This is a genomic window from Leifsonia sp. 563, from assembly GCF_040545055.1.
In the GTDB taxonomy this organism is placed as follows: domain Bacteria; phylum Actinomycetota; class Actinomycetes; order Actinomycetales; family Microbacteriaceae; genus Leifsonia.
Window position 1 is genome coordinate 409,434 of record NZ_JBEPLE010000003.1, and the last position, 23,164, is coordinate 432,597.

Here is a 23,164-nt window from a genome sequence, read left to right on the forward strand (position 1 = left end):
GGAAGAGGGCGGTGGACCGCCGGGGTGCGGCGGTCCACCGGGTGGATCACTTGCCGAGTGCCTGCTGCACCTGGGTGGATGCCGACTTCAGCAACGCATCCGGGTCGCCGCCGGCGAGGGCCTTCTGCGTCGCTTCGTCGACCGCCGAGAGGACATCCGTGCTGTTGGCGACGCCGGGGAGCAGGGGGCGCGCATCCCCGACCAGGTCGGTGAGCGTCGCCACGACCGGGTTCGACGACACGTCGGAGGACGGGATGTCGGTGCGCAGCGGCGGCCACGCCGAGCCGAACGACCACTTCGTGGCGACCTCCTTGGTGAAGAAGTACGCGAAGAACTTCTCCGCCGCGGCCTTCTTCGCCGCGTCTGCCTGTGCGGTCACCGCGGCCGAGATGCCGATCGCCGAGGCGGCGGCGCCCTTCGGTCCGGCGGGGATGCCGGCGATGCCGTAGTCGATCTTGTTCTCGGTGGCGACGCCCGCCATCCACGGTCCGCCGATCTCCATCGCGGCCTTGCCGGAGGAGAAGAGCTTGTCGGAGGCGACGCCGTCGAGGCCCGTCGGCGAGATCTTGTCGGCGGTGACGGCCTTCGCCCAGTACGAGAGCGTCTCGGCGTTCTCGGAGGAGTCGAGCACCGACTTCGAGCCGTCGACGATCTTCCCGCCGTTGCCGTAGAACAGGCTCGCCCAGACGCCGTTGCCCACTGTCGCGTGGTCGGGGAGGGCCAGGCCGTACTGCTCGGGGGTGCCGTCGCCGTTCTCGTCGACGGTGAGCTTCTTGGCGTCGGCCACCCATTCGTCCCACGTCTTCGGGAACTCGGTGATCCCGGCCTTCTCGAAGAGCGCCTTGTTGTAGATGACGGAGAGCGGCACGAAGCCGGTGGGGATGCCGTAGTAGGAGTCGTCGACCTTCTCCATCTCGACCGCTGCGGGCCGTAGCGACGCGCTCTTCGTCGCGCTGCTCGCGTAGAAGTCGTCGAGCTCGGCGAACGCGCCCTTGGATGCGTACACCGGGAGGGTCTCGGCCGGCATCGCGACGATGTCCGGCCCCTTCTTGGCGGAGAGCGCGGGGAGCAATGTGTCGCCGATGACGGCCCAGGTCTTGGTCGTGGTCTTGATCGTGATCTTGTCCTGCGACTTGTTGAAGTCGTCGACGATCGCGTCGAGCACCTTGCCGTCTGCTTCGGTGTAGCCGTGCCAGAAGGTGAGAGTGACGGGGCCGGAGTCGCCGGAGCCGGGGGAGGTGGAGCAGCCGGCCAGCGCGAGAGAAGCGCCGGCCGCGACGGCCAGCGTCGCGAGCAGTTTCTTCATTGAATGCCTCTCATGGGACCGACCGCTCATCGTCGATCGGATCGGGTTTACAACGATGTAATCAACGTTGTAAATGGGAGTATAGGCAGGCGGCGGAGCGGGCGTCAAGCCGAAAACCGCTTACCCCCCGTTCGGCCGGATCCGGCACGGAGCCCGGAACTGTGCCAGACTCCGCGCCAAGGGGTGTGGAAGACGAATCTCGTCGTATGCCAGGACCCCCCGATTCGGGCGGGGGCCTTCGTGGCCGATTCGACATCCACTTCTTCTTCACCTTCTTTCGGCGCGCGCATCGGCGTCGGGGCGACAGCGGCAGCTCTTCTGGCGCTGCTCGGCCTGTGCTTCGGCCCGGCTGCGGCGCACGCGGACACCACCCTCGACGGGCCGGTGGACATCGGGACTGCCGCGCCCTTCGGCGTGCTCGGAGCGAGTGAGGTGACGAACACCGGGCCGACCGTCGTCGACGGCGATGTGGGCGTGTCCCCTGGCTCGTCGATCACCGGGTTCGGGGGCGCTCCCGACGGCACGTTCACCGGAACCCTGCATCAGACCGACGCCGTCGCAGCTCAGGCGCAGAGCGACGTGACGACGGCCTTCAACACCGCCAGCGGACTCACGCCGACGACCTCCGGCATCGGCGAGCTCAACGGGTTGTCGCTGACACCCGGCGTCTACTCGGGTGGCGCGCTCTCGCTCGCGGACAACGGAGCGCTGACCCTCGCCGGCAGTGCGACCTCGGTCTGGGTCTTCCAGGCGGCCAGCACGCTGACCATCGGATCGGCGACGCACATCACGATGACCGGCGGCGCGACCGCCTGCAACGTCTTCTGGAGGGTCGGGTCGTCGGCGACGCTGGGCACGGCCGCGCAGTTCATCGGGACCGTGCTCGCCGACCAGTCCATCACCGCGACGACCGGCGCGACGATCGTGGGCCGCCTGCTGGCGAGCAACGCGGCGGTCACCCTCGACACCAACACCGTGACGGCCCCGACGGGATGCCCGCCGCCAGGCACACCCGTCACGACATCGAGCCCGTCCATCACCTCCGGAACGCCGACCGCCCCGGTCGCCGGGACACCGTACGCGTTCACGGTGACCGCCTCCGGCACGCCGTCACCCACGTTCACCGTGAGCGCCGGGGCTCTCCCGGCCGGTCTCACCCTGAACGGCACCACCGGAGTCATCTCCGGGACGCCGACCACCCCGGGTTCGTCGACCGTGACCATCACGGCATCCAACGGACAGGGCCCCGACGCATCGGCGACGTACACCTTCGTGACGGCGCCTGCGGCAGTGCTCGTCGGGACGGAGGGGGTGCTGGCGATCGGCTCGGAAGGCGCGACCGCATCACTCGCAGACAGCGGGAGCGACCCCGTCCCGCCGTTCGTCGCAGCTCTCGCGCTGGTCGTCCTGGGGCTCGCGGTGAGCCGTCTCGGAGTGTCCCGTTCGGCTCGCGGCCGGCTCTAGGCGGGCACGTTCGGGCTGTACGGCACGTGGAGCGTGTCGGCGAAGCGGGCGAACAGCGACGCGTCGCCCTCCAGCTGCACCGCACCGGTCGCGATCGCGGTGTCCGCATCCAGCTCTCCCGCGAGGAGGTCGCGGATCTGCGGGCCCGCGGTGATGACGAGGCCCGGTGCCTCGGCCGCGCCAGGGCCGACGGTGATGATGCCGTCTCGCATGATCAGGTGCGTCACCACCTCGCCGACGCGGACGGTGTAGGCCGTGTCCCACTCCTTCGGGACGACGCCGTCGCCCGCGGCGACCTTCAGCGCCGAGGCGATGGATGCGGTCGTCACGATCTCGCCGTCGCGCGGAGTCCGCATCCCGCCGGCACCCCAGCGCGACAGCGCGTCCATCGCCGGCCCGAGCTCCTCGCCGCGCGGGGTCAGCCGGTAGACGACCGCCCGCTCACCGCTCGACGGAGCCATCCGCTCGACGATGCCCTCCTCCTCGAGCTCTTTCAGCCGGGAGGCGAGGGTGTTCGTGGGGATGCCGGGGAGGCCGGAGACCAGGTCGGAGTAGCGCTGCGGGCCGACGCTCAGATCGCGCAGGATCAGCAGGGTCCATCGCTGCCCGACGATCTCGGCTGCGCGTGCGAGACCGCAGAACTGCCCGTAGTGCTGGTTCGTCATGAATCTCACTGTAGCACTTGACTTCATTATTTGCAGTGTGCTTTCTTTTTTGAAGTACATCCGATGAAGGAGAACGCCATGACCGACACCATCGACCGCGCAGAGCTCGCCAGCGAGCCGACCCCGGTCGCCACCGCAGCACGCAACCGCACCGTGCTCGCCCTGCTCCTCGCCGCCGTCTTCGTCGTCTTCCTCAACGAGACGATGATGGGTGTCGCGCTCCCGCGCATCCAGGAGTCCCTCCACATCGACGCCACCCAGGGGCAGTGGCTCACGACGGCGTTCGCGCTCACGATGGCCGTGGTCATCCCCGTGACGGGCTGGCTGATGCAGCGGCTCAACACGCGGCCCGTCTTCATCGTCGCGATGTCGAGCTTCGTGATCGGCACCCTCATCGCGGCCCTGTCGCCGGTGTTCGAGACGCTGGTGGTCGGCCGGGTCGTCCAGGCGGTCGGCACCGCGATCATGATGCCGCTCATGATGACGACGGTGATGACGATCGTCGCGGAGGAGCAGCGCGGCCGCGTCATGGGGCGCGTCTCGATCGTGATGTCTGTCGCTCCCGCGATCGGTCCGATCGTCTCCGGGGCGCTGATCCAGGTGCTCCCGTGGCAGGGGCTGTTCTGGGTGATGCTGCCGATCGGACTCGTCATGCTCGCCATCGGCGTACGCCGGGTGCCGAACGTGTCGGAGACCCGGAAGGTGCGCCTGGACACCCCGTCGGTGATCCTCTCGGCGCTCGCCTTCTCGGCCCTCGTGTTCGGCCTCAGCCAGATCGGCGCCGCGGCGGTCGGCTCGGCGGCGGTCCAGCCGTGGATCCCCATCGTCGTCGGGCTGATCACGCTGGCGTTCTTCGTGTGGCGGCAGCTGGTGCTGCAGCGCACGGACTCGGCGCTGCTCGACCTGCGCACGTTCCTCTCCCGCGACTTCGCGGTCTCGGTCTCGATGATGACCGCCGCCATGGTGTCCCTCTTCGGCGCCTTCATCGTGCTGCCGCAGTTCGCCCGCTACACCCTGGGTCTCGAGCCGCTCTGGGTCGGCGCGATCCTGCTTCCCGGCGGCCTGCTGATGGGGCTGGCCGGTCCGACGGTCGGCCGGCTGTACGACCGGTTCGGGCCGCGGCCGCTCGTGATCCCCGGGTCGATCGGACTCGCCGTCGCCCTCTGGACACTGGCGCTCGGTCTCGGCGAAGGGTCGTCGTGGGTCGTGCTGCTCGGGGCGCACATCGTCCTGATGCTGTCTCTGGCGTTCCTCTTCACGCCGGCGTTCAGTTCGTCGCTCGGCTCGCTCCCGCCGCGGCTGTACTCGCACGGCAGTGCCACCATCGCCACTCTGCAGCAGGTTGCCGGTGCCGCAGGAACGGCCATCTTCGTGGCCCTGTACGCGACGGGCGTCGCCTCGACCGGAGGCGCCGACCCGGACCTGCCGACGGCCGCCGCCGCCGCGCACGGCTCGCACCTCGCGTTCCTCGCCGGCGGCATCCTGTCGCTCGGGGTGGTCGTGCTGGCGCTCTTCGTCCGGAAGCCCGCCGCGGGCGCCGCGGAGGTGCCGGAGCTGGAGGTCGCGGAGGCCTAACCGGCCGAGCGTTCGAGATAGGCGCCCAGGGCATCGAGCAGGCCCCGGGTGCCGCTCTCGCGTCCGGGGCCGTCGGCCCAGAACCGGTCGAAGAAGACGCCGTGCTCCACGTGCGTGAAGCGGGTGCCCTGCTCGGTCGGGTCGAACTCCAGCGACGCGACGGACGTCGACATGTGTTCTCCGTCAATCCACATGTCGTAGGTGGTGACGATGCGGACGTGCTCGACGATGTCGGTGTAGGTCGCTTCGTACCGAGAGACCGGGCCCTGGTGGAACTTCCCCTCGGCGACGTCCCGTCCGCCGACGCGGAAGTCGAACGACCACTCGCGCGGCTCCATGGCGTCGCCGGCTCCCCACCAGCTGAGCTTCTGCTGCTCGTCGGCGAAGGCGTCCCAGACGCGCTCGGGCGGGGCGGGGTAGTCGCGGGTGAGGGTGAATCCGGCGCGGGCGAGGCGGCGTTCGATCGTCATGGCTGCGTCCTAGCGGGTCAGGGTGACGTGGATGGTGCCGCTCTCGGCGACCTCGGTGGTCACCGTGTGCGTCGAGTCCATGCCGGTCAGGTCGTCGAAGAGCCGATTGCCGCGGCCCAGGAAGATCGGCGTGATCATGAGGTGGAGGTCGTCGACCAGTCCGGCCTGAAGGAAGGCGCGGGCGGTGCGGTAGCCGCCGCCCACCCGGACGTCCTGTCCGCCAGCGGCCTCGGTCGCCTCGGCGAGCACCTCCTCCGGGGAGGCGTTGCGGAAGTGGAAGGTCGTGCCGCCGTCCATCTCGATCGCGGGGCGGGGAGCGGTGCTCGTGAGCACGAAGACCGGGGTTCCGAAGGGCGGCGTGTCTCCCCACCATCCTTTCCACTCCGGGTCGTCGGGGAACGAGTGGAGGCCGAACATCCCGGCGCCCAGGATCTCGGCGCCGACGCCTGCGAAGAACTCGCGGCCGACCCGGTCGTCGACGCCGGTCGTGCCGGCCCCGCTCGTGTCGCCGAAGATGCGCTCGCGGAACGTCCGGGTCGATGCCCAAGCGGCCGTGAGGCGGCCCCAGTCCTCGCCCATCGGGTTGTCGGGCGACACATCGGACGGCGTGTAGCCGTCGAGCGAGGCGAAGAGGTTCATGCGGACGCGGGTCATGTCAGGTGTCCTTCGGGGTCGGCGCCGAGGCGCGGGCGAGGTGGATGCCGAGGCGGTCGGCCTGGTGCTCGGCGGGCGTGCGTTGCTCGCCGAGCCAGAGGTGCAGGATGTCGAGGGCGCCCGGCCGTAGGCTCACAGTTCGGACGCGCCCGTGCTTCTCGGAGGTGATCACTCCGGCGTTCTCGAGCACACTCAGGTGCTGCATGAACGACGGCAGCGCCATCGGGAACGGTTCCGCGAGCTCGCTCACCACCGCCGGTGACGCTGCCAGCCGCTCCACGACGGCTCGCCGCGTGGGGTCCGCGAGGGCGCGGAGCACGGCGTCGAGCTCGTCGTGATACTTAGGCACGTGCCTAAGTGTGGCGGTGACGGCCTCGTTCGTCAACCCGTGGTCAGGGTTTGGCGCCGTTGCTGAACGAACCGTGCAGGGTGGTGTCGGCGAACACCGTGGTGTCGATGACCGCGCGGACCGCATCCAGCGTCGCCGGGTCCGCGCCATCGACGAGCACCGTCAGCGAGCCGTACTCGACGCGCATCGTGTACGGGATGGACGCCTCCAGCGAGGTGACATTCGGCGTCGCCGCCAGACGTGCGAGGCCCTCAGCGACGTCCGTGGAGGTCTCGATCGGGATGGTCTGGTCGAAGGTCCGGCTGTAGTGGACCGTCGTCTCGATGTGCCCGGGCGCGGCCGGCACCGTCAGGGAGAGGCTCACACCCGTCCACGCGAGGTGCTGCGCCATCGTCGTCGGGACCGCCGCCGCCTGTGCGGGTGTCGCCTCCGCCTCCATTACGACGTCGACCTGGCTGGAGAAGTGGTTGGAGACGACCCGGCAGTCCGGACGATTCGGATCGTCCGAGGCGGTTCGGGAGTTCGATGTGCGCTCGCTCACCGTGTCGACGCCCGCGAGCTTTCGGACGCCGGCGACGGCCTCCCGGACCTCTCCGGCGACATGCGGATCGAGCGTCGGGGCCGGCGTCGGGGATGGATCCGGCTCGGCGCCGCGGGGAAGGCAGGCCTCCGCGGGCGCGGCGGAGTCGCGGTCGGTCGCATCCCGCGCCAGCCCCTCGAACATCGAGCACCCGGACATGAGGGCGGCGGCGCAGACGATGGCCAGGACGGTGGCGGCGCGGCGAAGCATAGGGTCGAGGCTAGTGCGGTGGCCCGTTGCGGGCGTCAGCCTCCGGGATGACGTCGCGGAACGGAAACGCACGTAGCGCCGGCTCGATCGTTTCGGACCGCGATAGTCGGGTGCGGCGTCCCACGGCCGACCAGGCTGAAAGGCGAAGGAGGGACCGTGATCGCGATTCTCAACCGGGTGGTCGAGGTGATCGAAGACCACCTCGCCGACGACCTCGACCTCGCCGGGGTCGCCCGCGGACTCGGCACCACGGAGTACCACGTCCGTCGCATGTTCTCGTCGCTGGCCGGGATGCCCCTGTCAGAGTATGTGCGCCGTCGTCGCATGACCGTCGCCGTCGCCGATCTGCTCGGAGGCGACGACCTGCTCGACGTCGCCGTGCGTCACGGCTACGGCTCCACGGAGGCGTTCAACCGGGCGTTCCGGTCGGTGCACGGCGCGAGCCCCGCCACCGTGAGACGCGATGGCGGCCCCCTTCGCACGCAACCGCAGCTCAGGTTCCGCCTGACCGTAGAAGGGAACACCCCCATGGACACCCGAATCACCGACCGACCGGCCTTCCGGCTCGTGGGCCACGCAGCTCGCGTGCCGCTCATCCACGAAGGCGTCAACCCGCACATCCAGGCCCTCGTCGCATCCATCGAGCCGGACGAGCATGCTCGCCTCAAGGGCCTCAGCGACACCGAGCCCGCAGGCCTGCTCCAGGTCAGCGCCGACGTCGACCCCGACTACACCGAGGGGACCGAGCTCACCTATCTCCACGGCGTCGCGCGAACGGTGGACTCGCCGACACCGGACGACCTGGACGCCATCGAGGTCCCGCCCGGGACCTGGGCGGTTTTCCGCATCGAGGGGGACTACCCCGCGGCGCTCCAGTCGGCGTGGGCCGCGACGGCGAGCGAGTGGTTCCCCTCCAACCCGTGGCGTCTGCGGCCGGGCCCGTCGATCGTCGCGGTCCTCGACCGATCGGCGGACTTCACCACGGCGACCTGCGAGTTGTGGCTGCCGGTGGAGCGCGCCTGACGGCGGACCAGCGGACGGCGGATCAGCGGACGGCGCCGAGCGCCCGCCGGACACCCTCGACGTAGTCGGTCGGCTGCTCCCAGGCGGCGAAGTGACCGCCGTGCGGGAACTCCAGCCAGTCGACGACGGAGAAGAACCGCTCGACGAACTGCCGCGGGGCATTGACGAGGTCGCGCGGGAACACCGTCATGACCGTCGGGATCTCGATCCTCGGCCAGTCCTTCGGTGCGGCAGCCGCGTACGGAGTGAAAGACGTGCCGATCGCGCCGGTGTACCAGTACGCCGAGATCCAGGTCAGGGCCTCGTCGGGGGTGAACGCCCGGCGGAGGTCGCCGCCGGAGTCCGTCCAGTCGATGAGTTTCTCCAGAATCCACGCGGCCATCCCCGCGGGGGAGTCGCCGAGCCCCACCGCGAGGGTTCGGGGGCGGGTGGACTGCTCGTGCATGTACCCGCCCTCGCGCTGCTGCCAGTCGCGGCCGCGCTCCACGTAGGCGCGCTCCGTCTCGTCGAGGTCGTCGGGGAGTCCGACGAGGAAGTGGTACTGCGAGAGGTCGGTCAGATGCAGGGCGCTGACGTGAGAGCCGTGGCGGCCGGCGATGGCCTCCCCGACATCGCATCCCACGTCGCCCGCCGAGATCACATACCGGTCGAACCCGAACTCAGCCATGGCGTCGGCGACGGCGTCCGCCATCTCGACCGACGACATCCCGCCCACATCCACCGGTGCGGCGAACGGATACCCGGGCAGAGCGGGGAGCACGAGCGTCACGTCACCGAGCAGGGGCAGGATGCGCTCGAAACGGAGCACCGAGTCCGGCCAGCCGTGCAGGAGGAGGACGACCGGCGCATCCTCGCGGTCGGCGGGCCGGACGATCGCGCGGATGGGCACCGCGGTGTGTTCGGTCTGCACCCACTGCCAGGAGGCGATCCGGCGCTCGTGCTCGCGCCAGTCGTAGTCGTCCGCCCAGTACCGCAGCAGGTCGGACAGCACCTCGGGGTCGACGCCGCCGAGTCCGTCGCGCTGTGGCAGCGGCACCCTCCGGAACCGCTCGAGGCGCGAACGGAGGTCGGCGATCGCCTCCTCCGGCACCGGGATGGGTTCGTGACGCTTCATCGCTCCTCCTCCGCAGCCGCGCTGCACGTCGTTGCTCTCACGCCCGATGCGCTCATGCCGACGCCGTCCGGATCCTCACCTCGCGCTCCATGCGCTTCTCGTGGCGTTGTCGGCCCTTCGCGGCCTCGAGCTCGCGGCTCTTCGGCGGGGCGTTCGTCACCAGCTGGTCGAGCATCCGTCTGGTCGTCTCGGCGATCTCGTCGATGGCCTGCTCGAACGCCGCGGTGTTGGCGCGGGAGGGATGCGTCGAGCCGCTGACCTTGCGCACGAACTGGAGTGCGGCCTCCCGCACCTCATCGTCGGTCGTGGGCGGTTCGAAGTTGTGAAGGCAACGGATGTTCCGGCACATGCCGCGACGATATACCGCCCACCGCCCTCCTCCCAACCGCCCACCGTCGAGTCCGCGATCTTTGCACGCTCGGGGTGCGAAATGCGGTAAGTCTGTGCGGACTCGACGGTGGGCGGAGGGGGCGACGGCGACGGGTCAGGGGGTGAGGACGATGCGGCCGAAGACGGCGCCGTCATCCATGAGGCGATGGGCGTCCGCCGCGCGGTCGAGCGGCATGACCTCGTGGACGACGGGGTGCAGCTCGCCGCGGGTGGCGGCCTCGAACAGGTCGGCGCGTGCGGCGGAGCGCGCGAGCGGAGGGATGGAGTCGAGGCTGAAGGCCGCCACGGAGCGCGAGGCCTGGAAGCCCTGGAGAAGACGCGCCCCGAAGTCGGCGGGCGGGAAGCCCGCGACCGCTCCGACGAGCACGAGGCGGCCGTTGGGGGCGAGCCGGTCGATGAACGCCGGCATGCCGTCGCCTCCGACGATGTCCACGATCACGTCGAACGGACGGGAAGCCCCGTCGGGCCCGTGGCCGGACCGGTCGAGCACGTCCGTCGCACCGAGCGCCGCAAGCCGACGACCCCGCTCAGCGGAGGAGGTCGTCACGGCCACCGCGGAAGCGCCGGCGCGCGCCGCCAGCTCCACCGCGGCGATCCCGATGCTGCCGCTGCCACCGCGGATGAGCACCGAGTCGCCGGGCGCGAAGGGGGCGCGGGCGAGCGCGAATCGCGCGACGGGGGCCGCGCTGCCGATCGTCACCGCATCCACCGCCGACAGGTCGTCGGGGAGCGGGGTCACGTCCTCCACCAGGGCGACGGCGCGCTCGCTGTAGCCGCCCGATCGACCCGTGAACGCCCAGACGCGGCGACCGATCCAGGAGGGGTCGACGCCGTCGCCGACCCCGGCGACCGTCCCAGCGACCTCGCTACCCGGGATCATGCCCAGCGGGTAGCTCGAACCGAGCGTCCCGCGCCGGATCACCGCGTCGACGCCTCCGACGCCGATCGCCTCCGTCTCGATCAGCAGCTGCCCGGCACCGGCTTCCGGCTCGGGGGCGTCGGTGACGGCCATCCCGCTCGGGTCGCCGTATTCCTGGATCGCAATCGCTCGCACGTCTTCTCCTTCTCGTTGCGGTACTCTCGCACGGTAGTGGACGCCCCCGTCCACTTGATCGAAGTGAGACCGTCGGGAGGACGAGTGACTCAGATCCTCCGCTCGGATGCGCAGGACAACCGCGACCGCATCCTGGCGGCGGCGCGCACCCTCTTCTCGGAGCGCGGACTCGACGTCGGGATGCGGGAGGTCGCCCGCCACGCCGAGGTCGGCCCGGCGACGCTCTACCGCCGGTTCCCCACGAAGCAGTCGCTCATCGACGAGGCGTTCCGGGTCGAGATGCGGACGTGCCGGGCGGTCGTCGAGGAGGGCTGCGCCGATCCCGATCCGTGGCACGGCTTCACGTTGGTCATCGAGCGTCTGACCGCGCTCGACGTGCGGAACCGGGGTTTCGTCGACGCCTTCCTGTCGATCGCGCACAGCTCCGCAGCCTTCGCGCAGCACCGCAGGGAGCTGCTCGGGATGCTGGACGGTCTCGCGAAGCGGGCGAAGGCGCAGGGGCGGCTGCGCCCCGACTTCGTCGTCGACGACCTGGTGCTCATGCTGCTCGCCGGCCGCGGCCTGGGGTCTGTGTCGCTCTCGCGGCGGGATGCGGCGGCGCGCCGCTTCGCGGGTCTCGCCATCGACGCCTTCCGGACCGACCGCGCCGCCTCCGCCGGCTGATCACCGGCGCTCAGCCGGCGGTGCTGCGGATCCCGTCGAGCTGGAGGTCGAGGTAGCGGCGCCAGTCGCCGCTTCCGGACATGTTGGCCATGGCTCCGCGGGTGATCAGGATGAAGTCGTCGGGCCGGAAGTCGGGGCGCAGCAGCCCGGCGTCGACGGCGCGCTGCACGACCCGGTCGACGATCTCCGAGAACGCGTGCTTCTCGGCGGTGATGTCGGCCCAGGTCGGCTCCTCCGGGCTGAGGATGGCGAAGCGGAACGCGGCGTCGGGCTGCGCCGATTCGAGGTAGCCGACGAGGAGGGTCTCGAAGGCCGCCCACGGATCATCGAGCTGTTCGGCCGCCCGGGCGAGTTCGGTGACCGCCGCGAACCTGCGCGCGATGATCGCGGCCCGCAGCGCCCGCTTGTCGGCGAAGTGCCGGTAGAGCGTCCCGACGCCGAGCCCGGCCCGGGCGGCGATCTCATCCATCTGCACGTTGTCGCCGTGGCGTGCGAACAGGTCGCTGGCCGCATCGAGGACGGCTTCACGGTTGCGCCGGGCGTCGGCGCGCAGCGAGCGTTCCGGTGCGGTCATGATCCCTCACTGTAGTTGACGTCGGGGAGGCGTCGCGGCTACATTCGGAACCGGAATTCAGGTTCATCTTATGGAGGTCTCATGATCGTCGTCACCACTCCCACCGGCCGGATCGGCAGCCGGCTCGTCACCCTGCTGCTCGAGCGGAGCAGCGACGTCCGCGTCATCGTGCGGGACGCATCCCAGCTCGACGACGCCGTCCGCACCCGCGTGGAGGTGGTGGAGGGATCGCACGCCGACCCGGCCGTCCTCGACGCGGCCCTGCCCGGCGCGGACGCGCTGTTCTGGCTCGTTCCGCCGAACCCGGCGGCACCGAGCGCCGAGGAGCACTACCTCGCCTTCGCGCGCGCCGCTTCCGCCGCCATCCGTCGTCACGGAGTCGGCCGCGTGGTCGGCGTCACCAGCGCCGGACACGACTTCCGGGAGCCGGCCGGCGTGCTGTCCGCGGCGTTCGCGATGGATGCGGAACTCGCCCGGTCCGGCGCGGCCTACCGGGCGTTGTCGCTGCCGTTCTACATGGAGAACCTGCTCGGGCAGGTCGACGCGATCGTGCGCCGTGGGGCCTTCTCGCTCACGTTCGCCGCCGATCGGCCGCTCGCCATGGTCGCGACCCGCGACATCGCCGAGCGCGCGGCGGACCTGCTCACCGATCCCACCTGGCACGGGCAGGAGAACCTCCCGCTGTTCAGCCCGGACTGCCTCGCGCCCGACGCGATCGCCCGGGTGATGAGCGAGGAGCTGGAACGCCCGGTCTCCTACGAGCCGATCGCGATGGAAGACTTCGCCGCGCTCCTGCGGTCCCGAGGGGCGAGCGAGCGGGCGATCACCGACACGATCGAGATGTTCGCCGCGCAGGATGCCGGCATCTACGACGCGGACTGGGCGACGGCCGAGATCGCCCCCACCGACTTCCGTACCTGGTGCCGCGAGGTGCTGCGCCCGGCGGTGGAGCGAACCGCTGCGACGGTGGGCGCGAAATAATCGGGGGATGGACTCCTACTTCCAGCGCATCGACGACACCCGTTTCCGCCCGACCGTCGATGCGGGGGGAGCCTGGAACGACGGCGAGATCCACTTCAGCCCGCTCGGCGGCCTCATCGTGCACGCGATGGACCGCCACCGCGCCGACCGCGACGCGGCTCCGCTCTCGCTCGCGCGGGTGAGCTTCGACATCCTCGGCTTCCTCGCCGCCGACGTGTGCGACATCGCCGTGGAGACCATCCGTCCCGGCCGGACCATCGAACTGGTGGAGGCGACCGTCGTCATCGCGGGCCGTACCGCTGTGCTCGCGCGGGCCTGGTACACCGTCGACGGCGACACCCGCGAGGTGGCGGGAGGCGAGCCGGAGCGGATCGCCGTTCCCGGTCCCGACCGGCGCTGGCCGATGACGGAGACCTGGCCCGGCGGCTACGTGGCCTCGCTCGAGATGCGCGCGGCCGAGGACCCGCGCCCGGGCCGCGCGACCGCGTGGCTGCGCACCGATCGGGCGATCGTCGCCGGTGAGGAGGCCAGCCCCCACGCCGCCTTCATCGCGCTGGTCGACACGGCGAACGGAATCGCCGTGCGCCGGCATCCGACCGAGTGGATGTTCCCCAACCTCGACCTGACCATCCACCTGTTCGCGCAGCCGACAGGGGAGTGGGTCGGCCTCGACACGACTGTCACCTTCGGGTCGACCGGGCAGGGCCTCACCAGCACCGCCCTCCACGACGTCTCCGGGCCGGTCGGCCGGGCGGAGCAGATCCTCACCGTCCGGCCGCTGACCGGACGCGCCTAGACCGGCTCAGTCGAGCACGGCGAGGGCGTCGATCTCCACCAGCATCTCCGCGCGGGGGAGTCCGGTGAACACCGTGGTGCGCGCCGGCAGAACGCCCGAGCGGACGCGCGAGGAGAGGAACTCGCCGTACGCCTCGTTCATCGCCGCGAAGTCGTCGCGCGTGGTCAGGTAGACGCGCAGCATCATCACGTCGTCGAAGGTCGCGCCGCCGGCCGTGAGGATCGCCTCCACGTTCTGCAGGGTCCGGATCGTCTGGCCCTTCACGTCACCCTCGTGCACGTACGCGTTGGTGGCGGGGTCGACGGCCCCCTGTCCCGAGACCTGGAGGAACGGACCGCGCCGCACCCCCTGCGAGAAGACGTGCGCGGGGGCGGGGGCCTCGGCGGTGAAGACGGCGATGCGTTCGGACATGGCTTCCTTTCGAAGGGGGATGGCTGCGGTCAGGCGGCGCGGGCGCCCAGTTCCGCAGAGACGCGCCCGGCCGCGGCCTGGAGCGCCGGGAGGAGCTCGACGACGCCCTCGTACGGGAGGACGACGTTCGGAACGGAGATCGAGATGGCGGCGACGACACGACCGTCGGGGCCGTGCACGGGCGCGCCGACGCAGTTCATGAACGTCTCATGCTCCTCGTGGTCTTGCGCCCAGCCCCGTCGCACGCTGCGGTCGACCTCGGCGAGCAGGGCGTCGGGGGTGGTGATCGTCCGGTCGGTGAAGCGCTCGAAGTCGAGGCCGGCGACGACCGCGCGGCGCTCCGCGGCATCCAGCCCTCCCAGCAGCACTTTGCCGACCGCGGTCGCGTGCAGGGCGGCGGGGAGGCCGATCCGCGAGTACATGCGGAGCGGTTGCCGCGACTCGACCTTGTCGACGTAGGTCGCGACGCCGTCGTCGTAGGTCGCGAGGTGGACGGTCTGCCCGGTCTCGGCGGCGAGTGCCCGGAGCTCCGGACCGGCGGCGCCGCGCACATCCAGCGCATCCAGTGCACCGGAGGCGAGGGCGAGCACGGCCGGGCCGATCCGATACCGGTGGTGGCTGTCGCGGCCGACGAACCCACGCTGCTCCATCGTCTGGAGCAGGCGCAGGACCGTCGTCTTGTGGACGCCGAGCTCCGCGGCGAGCGGATCGAGGGTGGTGGTGCCCCGGGCGATGAGCCCGAGGAGATCGAGCGCGCGGCCGAGCGACTGGCTCACGACGACACGCTCCAGGGAATCGTGCCCGGACCGACGGACCAGCTCGCCCACTCGTCGTCGGACGCGCGCGCGATCCTGTCGCGTTCCGTCTCGTTCGGAACGGCGGGCGGGCGGTCTCCGCGGCTGGTGAGCGTCAGCGCCGCCAGCGCGTGTCCCAGGCGGAGGCTGGCGGCGTCGTCGCGTCCCTCCGCGACTCCGCAGAGGAAGCCGGCAGCGAACGCGTCGCCGGCGCCGACCGGCTCCACCACGTCCACGGTGAGGCACGGGACGTGCACCTCCGCACCATTTCGCCGGTGGACGGACGCGCGACGGACGTCGTCCTTCACGACGATGGTGTCCAGCCGGGGATGCGCAGCGAAGAGCCGACCGGCGTCGCCGTGCCCGAAGTACGCCTCGGCCTCGTCGCGACCGACGAAGAGGAGGTCGGCCTGGCCGACCAGGGCGGTCAGCGCGGAGGTGTCGCCGTCGCTCCAGAGCTGAGGGCGAAAGTTGAGGTCCACGCTGAGCCGGGTGTTCGCACCGAGCGCCTGCCGCAAGCCCGAGACGGCGTCGGCCGCAGTGGGGGACAGCGCCGCCGTGATGCCCGAGGTGTGCACGAGTTCGGCCCGGGCGAGGAGGGCGGCGACGGGCGGAGCGGCCACGGTGTCCGGCGACAGGGCAGAGGCCGCGGATCCGCTGCGGTGATAGTGCATCCGGGTGCGGACGCCCTCCGCGGCCCGGATCGTCTCCTTGATGTAGAGCCCCGTCGGGCGGGTGGGATCGAGTTCGACGGCGGACGTGTCGACTCCCGCCTCGTCCGCGACACGACGGATGCGCTCGCCGAATCCGTCGGTTCCGAGCCGCGACACCCACGACGTGGGCACGCCGAGGCGCGCGAGGCTGGTCGCGACGTTGAACTCCGCGCCGCCGACGTCGGAGCCGAAGGTGCTCGCGTCGGCCAGCGATTGCTGCGCGTCCGGATAGAGGACCACCATCGCCTCGCCGATCGTGACCTGGAGACCGGCGCTTCGCATGCGGTGTGCCCTTCCTCGATCGACGGACTCCATGCTAGACAGGGAGGCACACAAAACGCAATGACCGTTGCATATCGTGCAACCAGCGAGGGAGGCCTGTGCCGGACGTCAAAGCGATGCCCCTCGGTGGGCCACCCGCCATCGACACCCTCGCGGCCGATCGCCCGTCGTTGTCCGAATTCCCGACCCCTCTCGTCACCCTCAGCGAAGACGCGCTCGCCCACAACCTCCGGACGATGGCGGCCTGGTGCGCCTCCGCGGGCGTCGGACTGGCGCCGCACGGCAAGACCACCATGAGCCGGGTGCTCTGGCAACGGCAGCTGGATGCGGGCGCCTGGGGGATCACGGTCGCAACGCCCTGGCAGGCGTCGGTGGCGCTCGACTGGGGCGTCCCGCGCATTCTGCTGGCCAACGAGCTCGTTCAGCCGGCGGCGATCCGCGCTCTCGCCCCCCACGCCGGCCGGCTGACCGTCTGGGCCGACTCGGTGCGTGCCGTGGAACTCCTCGCGAGCGTGCTGGACGAGGTGGATGCTCCGGTGCCGCTGGCGGTGCTGGTCGAGCTGGGAGGGGCGGGAGGCCGGACCGGCGCACGTGGCGTCGACGCGGCCCTCGAGGTGGCGCGTGCCATCGCCGCTGCTCCCACACTGCGGCTGGCCGGGGTCGGCGGGTACGAGGGTGCGCTGGCGCACGATGCATCGACGTCATCGCTCGACCGTGTCCGGTCGTACCTCGCCGAGATGGTGCGGCTGCACGAGGAACTGGATGCGCAGGATCTCTACCCGGCGGAGGGCCCGGTGCTGCTCACCGCCGGTGGTAGCGCGTACTTCGACGATGTCGCGGCGGTCCTGGCTCCGCTCCGCGACCCGGAGGGCGAGCGCGGGCGGCCGGTCGATGTGGTGCTCCGGTCCGGCGCGTACATCACCCATGACGACGGCTTCTACCGCGGCATCACACCGTTCTCCCGTGGCGGCTCCGGCGAGCGGCTCCGCTCCGCGATCCACGGCTGGGCGACGGTCCTGTCGCGGCCGGAACCGGGCCTCGTCCTGGTGGATGCCGGCAAGCGCGACCTGCCCTACGACGAGGGCCTTCCGGAGGTTCAGGCGGTGCGGCCGCTGCGCGGAGGACCCGCTGTCCCGGTGGAGGGAGCGGAGGTGACCGCTATGAACGATCAGCACACGTTCATCCGGGTCCCCGCCGACGCGCTCGTCGAGGTGGGCGATGTCGTCCGGCTGGGCCTGTCGCATCCCTGCACCGCATTCGACAAGTGGCGCGCGCTGCCGCTCGTGGACGACGCGCTCTCCGACGACCCGCGGGTCGTCGGGCTGATCGAGACCTTATTCGGCTAGGAGTCCTGATGCTCATCCCCACCCTCGAGCGCGACCGTGCGCTCGCCGTCGTCCGCGCACCACGCGTCGACGACCCGGCAGCCCTGTGCCGCGCGCTGTCGGCGGGCGGCATCCGCACGGTCGAGTTCACGTTCACGACGCCGGGGGTCGAAGCGGTGATCGCCGAGGCGGTCCGTTGTGCCGACGACGTGGTCGTCGGCGCCGGCACGGTGACGAATGCGCGCTCGGCCGAGGCGGCGGTCGCGGCCGGTGCGCGGTTCCTCGTCACGCCCGGGATCAGCGAGGGCGCGGCGGGGGTCGCGCGCGAGGCGGGCATCCCGATCCTGCTCGGAGCGCTGACGCCGTCGGAGGTGATGCGCGCGCTGGCGCTCGGAGCCGCCGCGGTCAAGATCTTCCCGGCCGGGCTGGTCGGCCCTGCCTACCTCACCGACCTGCGGGGCCCGTTCCCGGGTGTGCCCGTCGTGCCGTCCGGCGGCCTCGATGCCGCCAATGCGGCCGACTGGATGCGCGCGGGCGCCCTCGCCGTCACGGCCGGTTCCAGCGTGGTCGGCGCCGCTCTGGTCGAGGCCGCCGATTGGGCGACGGTGACCGCGCGGGCGCGGGAGTTCTCGACGGCGGCGCTGAGCGCGTGAGCGGCATCCTCCTCCGCGGCGCCCTGATCCTGGACGGTTCCGGACGCCCGGGCGTCGTCGGCGACGTCCTGGTCGAGAACGGGCGGATCGATGGGGTGGGAGGCCGCATCCATGCCGGGGACGCCCGCATCGTCGCTGCGGAGGGACTGGCCGTCGCTCCCGGATTCATCGACATGCACGCGCATTCGGACCTCGCGGTCCTCACCGATCCGGAGCATCGGGCGAAGACGACGCAGGGGGTCACCACCGAGGTCCTCGGGCAGGACGGACTCTCCTACGCACCCGCCACCGAACGGACGCGGGGGATCCTGCGCGAACAGCTCGCCGGCTGGAACGGCCTGCCCTCCGGAAGCGACGTCGGCTGGCGCCGTGTCGCCGACTACCTGGACGAGCTGGACCGGCATCCACTCGCGGTGAACGCGGCCTACCTGCTTCCCCACGGCACCATTCGGATGAACGTCATCGGAACGGAGGACCGGCCGCCGACGGCGGAGGAGCTCGAGACGATGCGCACGGAGGTGGACCGGGGGATGCGCGACGGCGCCTTCGGGCTGTCGGCGGGGCTGTCGTACGTGCCGGGGATGTTCGCGAGCACGGATGAACTCGTCGCCCTGTGCGCGGTCGTCGCCCGCCACGGCGGCTTCTTCGCCCCGCACCAGCGGTCGTACGGAGCGGGCGCGCTCGACGGCTACGCCGAGATGATCGACATCGCCGCACGGTCGGGGAGCGCCCTGCATCTCACGCACGCCACCATGAACTTCGACGTGAACCGGGGTCGAGCGGGCGAGCTGCTCGACCTGGTCGACCGGGCGGTCGCCGCCGGCGTCGACGTGACGCTCGACTGTTACCCCTACCTCCCCGGGTCGACGACGCTCGCCGCGCTCCTGCCGAGCTGGGTGCAGACCGACGGCCCGCAGGCCACCCTGCAGAGACTGCGCGATCGGGAGGTGCGGGTCCGGATCGCTCACGAGCTCGACACGACCGGGAGCGATGGGAGCCACGGTGTCCCGGTGGACTGGGCGGCCGTGCAGGTGGCCGGCGTGCGGGACGGATCGCTCGCCGACCGGGTCGGCCGCACCATCGCCGATCTCGCTCGCGACGCCGGTCTTCCGCCCGGGGAGGTGTACGTCGACCTGCTGGAGCGGGACCGCCTGGGGACGACCATCCTGCATCACGTGGGCGACGAGCAGAACGTCCGCGCGGTCATGCGCCACTCCCGCCACACTGCGGGCAGCGACGGGATCCTCGTCGGCGACCGGCCGCATCCCCGCGCCTGGGGCACCTTCCCGCGCTACTTGGGCCATTATGTGCGGGAGGAGGGCGTGCTGACCCTCGAGGAGGCGATCGTGCACCTCTCGGCACGACCGGCCCGTCGGCTCGGACTCGAGGACCGCGGCCGCATCGCGCCGGGCTTCGTCGCAGACCTCGTCCTGTTCGATCCGGATCGGGTCGCCGACGCCGCCACGTTCGACGATCCGCGGCGCCCTGCGGAGGGCATCCCGTGGGTCCTCGTCGCCGGCGAACCGGTGATCGAGGATGGCGAGCGGACGCTCGCGACCCCCGGCCGCGCGCTCCGTCGCGGCGCGGGACGTTGCTAACCGCGCCGTGAAGGGATAACGTGAGCGGCGCTCAAATGCAATGGCCCAGCGGCCGTCGCATCCATCAGCTCCAGAACTACCTGCTTCAGAAGGAGACCCACCGTGAGTGATTCCAACCTGCCCCCGAGTTACCCCGCCTCGTCGTCGCCGGCCCCTGCCGCCGGCGGTCCGGTCACCCCTCCGCAGCAGGTGAACATCGCGTTCTGGCTGTACATCGTCGGTGCGGCCCTGAGCCTCATCTCGCTCATCGTCTCGCTGGCCACGGTCGGTTCGCTGAAGGATCAGATCCAGCGTCAGCTCGCCGCGCAGGGCCAGCAGGTCCCCGCCGGCGCCGTGGACGCCGGCGTGGCGGTCTCAGTCACGCTCGCGGTCATCTTCGGCATCCTCTTCATCGCCGCCTACGTGCTCTTCGCCTTCTTCATGCGTCGCGGCGCGAACTGGGCGCGCATCGTCCTCCTGGTCGTGACCGTGCTGTCGCTGTTCGAAGTCCTCGGCGGCTTCGGCCTCGGCGCCGCCCGCTTCGTGGTCGGCGTCATCGCCACCATCCTGATCTTCCTGAAGCCCGCGAACGACTACTTCCGCGAGGTCAAGGCGAGCAAGCAGCTGCGGGCCTGACCGGCGCTGCCTCACGGGGCCCAGCGGGACGCGTTCACGCGCATCCGCTGGGCCCTTCGTCGTTCGCGGCCGGGTCCGGCGCCCGCGCGCACGGTCTCGCTAGAGTCGACGGATGAACCGCACCGACCGGCTGTACGCGATCGTCGAGGCTCTTCGGGCCGTGGCGCCGCGACCGCTCAGCGCGCGCCGCCTCGCCGAGCGGTTCGAGGTCAGCACGCGCACCATCGAGCGCGACCTGTCGTCTCTGCAGCAGACCGGCGTCCCCATCTGGGCGGAGCCGGGCCGGACCGGCGGCTACTGCCTCGACACCGCGCACACGCTCCCTCCGCTGGGGCTGACGGTCGAGGAGGCGCTCGCCGTCACGATCGGGCTCGGGATGCTCGCGTCCAGCCCGTTCGGAGCCGAAGCGTCAGGGGCGCTCGGCAAAGTACTCGCGGTGATGGACGGCAGCAGAGCCGAGGAGACGCGGGCGCTCGCTGCGCGCGTCCACCTGCTCCAGGGCGACCCTCCCGCGCCTGCGCCCGACGGGTTCTCGGACGCCCTGCGCGCCGGGACGGTGCTCCGCCTCCGCTACCGCGATCGGGCGGGCGTCGAGACGGAGCGCGAGGTGGAGCCGCAGGGGTACGTCGGCCGGGACGGGACCTGGTACCTGATCGCCTGGTGCCGCACGCGCAGCGCCATCCGGGCGTTCCGCGGCGATCGCATCGTCGCCGCCGAGCCGACGGGCGAGAGGCCGCCGCGGCGGGAGCTCACGGCCGCCGACCTCGACATCCCGTACGGAGACCTGCGCCCGGTACTCGGACCCTGAATCCTGGAAACACCGACAGGACGCTGTCGTCGGGGCACGCGACCATGGTTCTGCGCGGGTCGACCGGCCCGGGCGGAGAGGTTCACCATGGCTTTCAGCTCGATCAGGATCATCACCCACGACGTCGATCGACTCGTGCGGTTCTACGAACTCGTCACCGGGAGGACGGCGTCCCGTCCCGCCCCGGTGTTCGCCGAGTTCCGGGAGGGAACGGTGGCGCTCGCCGTCGCCGACGTCGCGACGGTCGCCATGCTCGGCGACGACGCTCCCCGGCCATCGAGTGGCGGACCGGCCATCGTCGAGTTCGAGGTGGACGACGTCGACGGCGAGTTCGACCGCCTGCGGGACGCGCTCACAGACATCGTGCTGGAGCCGACGACGATGCCGTGGGGCAACCGCTCCACGCTGTTCCGCGACCCCGACGGCACCCTCGTCAACCTGTTCGCGCGCCCGCAACCCGCTCCCTGAGCGAGGGCGGGAGCGGGCGGGGAGGCGACGCCGGTTACGGGAGGGCGACCACCTTGCCGCGCAGCGTGCCGGCGGCGGCCTGCTCGTGGATGCTGCGAAGCTCGGCGAGCGGCACGCGCTGGGCGACGTCGACCCGGAGGTCGCCGCTGTCCACGAGGGAGACGAGCTCGGCGAGCTGCTCCGCGTCGCTCCGCACGAAGACGACCACGCTGCGGACATTCCGCTCCGCGTCGTCGGGGGCGGGCATCCACGCGGTCGTGCTGACCACCACGCCACCGTCGCGCACCCGTGCGACCAGGGCCGCGAACTCGTCGGGCTCCAGCGGGGCCAGGTTGAGGAGGACGTCGACCGGTTCGTCGACCGCGTCGAGCACCGAGCGTGCGGTGTGGTCGATGACCTCATCCGCGCCCGCCTCACGGACGGTCGCGCTGCTGCGCGGGCTCGCTGTGGCGATGACGTACGCGCCGGCACGCTTGGCGAGCTGCACCGCGTAGCCGCCGACGGCCCCGCCCGCACCCGTGATGAGGATTCGCTGGCCCGACGTGAGTCCCGCGTCGTCGAACAGCGCCTGCCGCGCGGTCAGGGCGACCGAAGGGAGGGCGGCCGCATCTGCCAGCGGGATGGAGTGCGGGGCCCGGGCGAGCACCTCGGCGGGGGCGATGGCGTACTCGGCCGCTGAGCCGTCGGCGGTCATCGGCAGGAACCCGACGACCTCGTCGCCGACGGCGAGACCCTCGACGCCCGCGCCCAGCGCATCGACCGTGCCCGAGACGTCGTAGCCGGGGATGTGCGGCAGCGTGATGGGGATCGGCAGGCTGCCCGCGCGGATGCCGTTGTCGGCGGGACTGAACGCCGAGCCGGCGACGCGAAGCCGCACCTCGCCCGCGCCCGGGACGGGGAGTTCGGCTTCCTCGTAGCGGAGTACGTCCGGTCCGCCGGTCTCGTGGAAACGGATTGCCTTCATGGTCATGACTTCCTCTCAGGATGGTCGCGGCACCCGTCCTCGGCGTCGCACTCTCATCAAGCGGAGGAAATCATCCGTTTATTCCCCGGTATCGGGAGAGATCCCGCGCAGGAAGATCGCCCGCTGCTCCTCGGCGGCCCGCGGCCAGTCGGAGACGTTCGGCATGGGCTGCGCGAGCATGGCCCCGAAGCGGACAACGGTGCCCGCGTCGACCTCCCGCCGCACGGAGCCGTCGGCATGGCCGCGCGCGACGATGGCGGCCATCGTCTGCTGCATCCGGCCCCGCAGCTCCGCCGACTCCGTCCCCTCGGTCATCGGGCCACCGTGCAGGGGGAGGACCAACTGATCGTGGTGCTCGAACGACTGCCTCAGGAAGCGGGCGATCGCGTCCCGGCCCGTCTCGCCGGACGCGAGCGCGTCCTCCGCCTCGGCGAGGATGAGGCGGTAGGCGCGCACCGCCATCGCCTCGAGCAGCGCCTCCCGGTTCGGGTAGCGGCGGTACAGGGTGCCGATGCCGACCCCGGCGTCGGCCGCGATCTTCTCGAGCGGGACGAACCTGCCCTCGGCCAGGCCCGAGCGGACGGCCGCGGCGATCAGCCGGTCGGCGTTCTCCGCCGCATCCCTTCTCAGCTTCTTCGGTTCGCTGCCCGCCATGACCTGCCCTC

The 23,164-nt window shown here is 71.3% G+C and carries 27 protein-coding genes; 12 read left to right on the forward strand and 15 right to left on the reverse strand.

The features are described from left to right. Positions 1–46 precede the first annotated feature (46 nt). Entirely contained in the window at positions 47–1,306 is a 1,260-nt protein-coding gene (locus tag ABIC47_RS12480; RefSeq protein WP_354480786.1) for an extracellular solute-binding protein, read from the reverse strand. A gap of 240 nt (positions 1,307–1,546) precedes the next feature. Here ABIC47_RS12480 and ABIC47_RS12485 point away from each other — a divergent pair, with 240 nt between their 5' ends. Continuing rightward, positions 1,547–2,770 carry an ice-binding family protein gene (locus ABIC47_RS12485; protein ID WP_354480788.1) on the forward strand — a complete coding sequence of 408 codons (1,224 nt, stop codon included), beginning with the start codon at positions 1,547–1,549 and terminating at the stop codon, positions 2,768–2,770. Here the strand turns inward: ABIC47_RS12485 and ABIC47_RS12490 are convergent. Then, positions 2,767–3,435 (reverse strand): winged helix-turn-helix transcriptional regulator, encoded by a 669-nt coding sequence (locus ABIC47_RS12490; RefSeq protein WP_354480790.1) that lies wholly within the window; start codon positions 3,433–3,435, stop codon positions 2,767–2,769. The genes ABIC47_RS12485 and ABIC47_RS12490 overlap by 4 nt on opposite strands. A gap of 63 nt (positions 3,436–3,498) precedes the next feature. On the opposite strand from ABIC47_RS12490, the gene ABIC47_RS12495 reads away from it, so the two are divergent. After that, on the forward strand, positions 3,499–5,010 hold the full coding sequence (locus ABIC47_RS12495; RefSeq protein WP_354480792.1) for a DHA2 family efflux MFS transporter permease subunit: 1,512 nt from the start codon (positions 3,499–3,501) through the stop codon (positions 5,008–5,010). Here the strand turns inward: ABIC47_RS12495 and ABIC47_RS12500 are convergent. Genes ABIC47_RS12500 through ABIC47_RS12515 form a run of 4 tightly spaced genes read right to left on the reverse strand, consistent with a single transcriptional unit; the run spans position 5,007 to position 7,273 of the window. After that, the gene (locus ABIC47_RS12500; RefSeq protein ID WP_354480794.1) at positions 5,007–5,480 is read right to left on the reverse strand and encodes an SRPBCC domain-containing protein; all 474 of its coding nucleotides are present in this window, start codon (positions 5,478–5,480) and stop codon (positions 5,007–5,009) included. The two genes, ABIC47_RS12495 and ABIC47_RS12500, sit on opposite strands and share 4 nt — an antisense overlap. A gap of 9 nt (positions 5,481–5,489) precedes the next feature. Next, entirely contained in the window at positions 5,490–6,134 is a 645-nt protein-coding gene (locus tag ABIC47_RS12505; protein WP_354480796.1) for a dihydrofolate reductase family protein, read from the reverse strand. Position 6,135: 1 nt separating this feature from the next. Further along, the gene (locus tag ABIC47_RS12510) at positions 6,136–6,483 is read right to left on the reverse strand and encodes an ArsR/SmtB family transcription factor (protein ID WP_354480798.1); all 348 of its coding nucleotides are present in this window, start codon (positions 6,481–6,483) and stop codon (positions 6,136–6,138) included. A gap of 43 nt (positions 6,484–6,526) precedes the next feature. Continuing rightward, the gene (locus ABIC47_RS12515; RefSeq protein WP_354480800.1) at positions 6,527–7,273 is read right to left on the reverse strand and encodes a hypothetical protein; all 747 of its coding nucleotides are present in this window, start codon (positions 7,271–7,273) and stop codon (positions 6,527–6,529) included. Between the two features lie 156 nt (positions 7,274–7,429). Here ABIC47_RS12515 and ABIC47_RS12520 point away from each other — a divergent pair, with 156 nt between their 5' ends. Continuing rightward, complete coding sequence (locus ABIC47_RS12520) at positions 7,430–8,296, forward strand: AraC family transcriptional regulator (protein ID WP_354480802.1); 867 nt, start codon at positions 7,430–7,432, stop codon at positions 8,294–8,296. A 22-nt stretch (positions 8,297–8,318) separates the two neighbouring features. On the opposite strand, the gene ABIC47_RS12525 is transcribed toward ABIC47_RS12520, so the two are convergent. From ABIC47_RS12525 to ABIC47_RS12535, 3 genes are all read right to left on the reverse strand, one after another. Then, a complete protein-coding gene (locus tag ABIC47_RS12525) occupies positions 8,319–9,410 on the reverse strand; it encodes an epoxide hydrolase family protein (RefSeq protein WP_354480803.1) in 1,092 nt (363 codons plus the stop codon). A 52-nt stretch (positions 9,411–9,462) separates the two neighbouring features. Next, positions 9,463–9,759: a DUF2277 domain-containing protein gene (locus tag ABIC47_RS12530; protein WP_354480805.1), complete on the reverse strand. Its 297-nt coding sequence runs from the start codon at positions 9,757–9,759 to the stop codon at positions 9,463–9,465. Between the two features lie 135 nt (positions 9,760–9,894). Then, a complete protein-coding gene (locus ABIC47_RS12535; protein WP_354480807.1) occupies positions 9,895–10,854 on the reverse strand; it encodes a zinc-binding dehydrogenase in 960 nt (319 codons plus the stop codon). Positions 10,855–10,938: 84 nt separating this feature from the next. Here ABIC47_RS12535 and ABIC47_RS12540 point away from each other — a divergent pair, with 84 nt between their 5' ends. Beyond that, on the forward strand, positions 10,939–11,517 hold the full coding sequence (locus ABIC47_RS12540) for a TetR/AcrR family transcriptional regulator (protein ID WP_354480808.1): 579 nt from the start codon (positions 10,939–10,941) through the stop codon (positions 11,515–11,517). 10 nt (positions 11,518–11,527) lie between these two features. Here the strand turns inward: ABIC47_RS12540 and ABIC47_RS12545 are convergent, their stop codons facing one another. Further along, positions 11,528–12,091: a TetR/AcrR family transcriptional regulator gene (locus ABIC47_RS12545; protein ID WP_354480810.1), complete on the reverse strand. Its 564-nt coding sequence runs from the start codon at positions 12,089–12,091 to the stop codon at positions 11,528–11,530. Positions 12,092–12,172: 81 nt separating this feature from the next. Here ABIC47_RS12545 and ABIC47_RS12550 point away from each other — a divergent pair, with 81 nt between their 5' ends. Together ABIC47_RS12550 and ABIC47_RS12555 are read left to right on the forward strand one after the other, a co-directional pair. Next, positions 12,173–13,072, forward strand: a complete 900-nt coding sequence (locus ABIC47_RS12550; RefSeq protein WP_354480812.1) for an NAD(P)H-binding protein — start codon at positions 12,173–12,175, stop codon at positions 13,070–13,072. A 7-nt stretch (positions 13,073–13,079) separates the two neighbouring features. Next, on the forward strand, positions 13,080–13,868 hold the full coding sequence (locus ABIC47_RS12555; protein WP_354480814.1) for a thioesterase family protein: 789 nt from the start codon (positions 13,080–13,082) through the stop codon (positions 13,866–13,868). A gap of 6 nt (positions 13,869–13,874) precedes the next feature. Here ABIC47_RS12555 and ABIC47_RS12560 read toward each other — a convergent pair whose 3' ends face one another. The 3 genes from ABIC47_RS12560 to ABIC47_RS12570 are packed head-to-tail and all read right to left on the reverse strand — an operon-like array spanning position 13,875 to position 16,068. Continuing rightward, positions 13,875–14,279 carry a RidA family protein gene (locus ABIC47_RS12560; protein WP_020075776.1) on the reverse strand — a complete coding sequence of 135 codons (405 nt, stop codon included), beginning with the start codon at positions 14,277–14,279 and terminating at the stop codon, positions 13,875–13,877. 29 nt (positions 14,280–14,308) lie between these two features. Then, entirely contained in the window at positions 14,309–15,055 is a 747-nt protein-coding gene (locus ABIC47_RS12565; protein WP_354480816.1) for an IclR family transcriptional regulator, read from the reverse strand. Next, the gene (locus tag ABIC47_RS12570) at positions 15,052–16,068 is read right to left on the reverse strand and encodes a sugar kinase (protein WP_354480818.1); all 1,017 of its coding nucleotides are present in this window, start codon (positions 16,066–16,068) and stop codon (positions 15,052–15,054) included. Before ABIC47_RS12570 ends, ABIC47_RS12565 begins: the two co-directional genes overlap by 4 nt. 98 nt (positions 16,069–16,166) lie before the next feature. Here ABIC47_RS12570 and ABIC47_RS12575 point away from each other — a divergent pair, with 98 nt between their 5' ends. From ABIC47_RS12575 to ABIC47_RS12600, 6 genes are all read left to right on the forward strand, one after another. After that, positions 16,167–17,414, forward strand: coding sequence for an alanine racemase (locus ABIC47_RS12575; protein WP_354480820.1), 1,248 nt, complete (start codon positions 16,167–16,169; stop codon positions 17,412–17,414). A gap of 8 nt (positions 17,415–17,422) precedes the next feature. Then, on the forward strand, positions 17,423–18,046 hold the full coding sequence (locus ABIC47_RS12580; RefSeq protein WP_354480822.1) for a bifunctional 4-hydroxy-2-oxoglutarate aldolase/2-dehydro-3-deoxy-phosphogluconate aldolase: 624 nt from the start codon (positions 17,423–17,425) through the stop codon (positions 18,044–18,046). Then, on the forward strand, positions 18,043–19,644 hold the full coding sequence (locus ABIC47_RS12585; protein ID WP_354480824.1) for an N-acyl-D-amino-acid deacylase family protein: 1,602 nt from the start codon (positions 18,043–18,045) through the stop codon (positions 19,642–19,644). Before ABIC47_RS12580 ends, ABIC47_RS12585 begins: the two co-directional genes overlap by 4 nt. Positions 19,645–19,746: 102 nt before the next feature. Next, entirely contained in the window at positions 19,747–20,259 is a 513-nt protein-coding gene (locus tag ABIC47_RS12590; protein ID WP_354480826.1) for a hypothetical protein, read from the forward strand. A 112-nt stretch (positions 20,260–20,371) separates the two neighbouring features. Next, the gene (locus ABIC47_RS12595) at positions 20,372–21,067 is read left to right on the forward strand and encodes a helix-turn-helix transcriptional regulator (protein WP_354480828.1); all 696 of its coding nucleotides are present in this window, start codon (positions 20,372–20,374) and stop codon (positions 21,065–21,067) included. Positions 21,068–21,154: 87 nt separating this feature from the next. After that, positions 21,155–21,535 (forward strand): VOC family protein, encoded by a 381-nt coding sequence (locus tag ABIC47_RS12600; protein WP_354480830.1) that lies wholly within the window; start codon positions 21,155–21,157, stop codon positions 21,533–21,535. 34 nt (positions 21,536–21,569) lie between these two features. Here ABIC47_RS12600 and ABIC47_RS12605 read toward each other — a convergent pair whose 3' ends face one another. Together ABIC47_RS12605 and ABIC47_RS12610 are read right to left on the reverse strand one after the other, a co-directional pair. Further along, complete coding sequence (locus tag ABIC47_RS12605) at positions 21,570–22,505, reverse strand: NADP-dependent oxidoreductase (RefSeq protein ID WP_354480832.1); 936 nt, start codon at positions 22,503–22,505, stop codon at positions 21,570–21,572. A gap of 72 nt (positions 22,506–22,577) precedes the next feature. Next, on the reverse strand, positions 22,578–23,153 hold the full coding sequence (locus ABIC47_RS12610) for a TetR/AcrR family transcriptional regulator (RefSeq protein WP_354480834.1): 576 nt from the start codon (positions 23,151–23,153) through the stop codon (positions 22,578–22,580). Positions 23,154–23,164 lie beyond the last annotated feature (11 nt).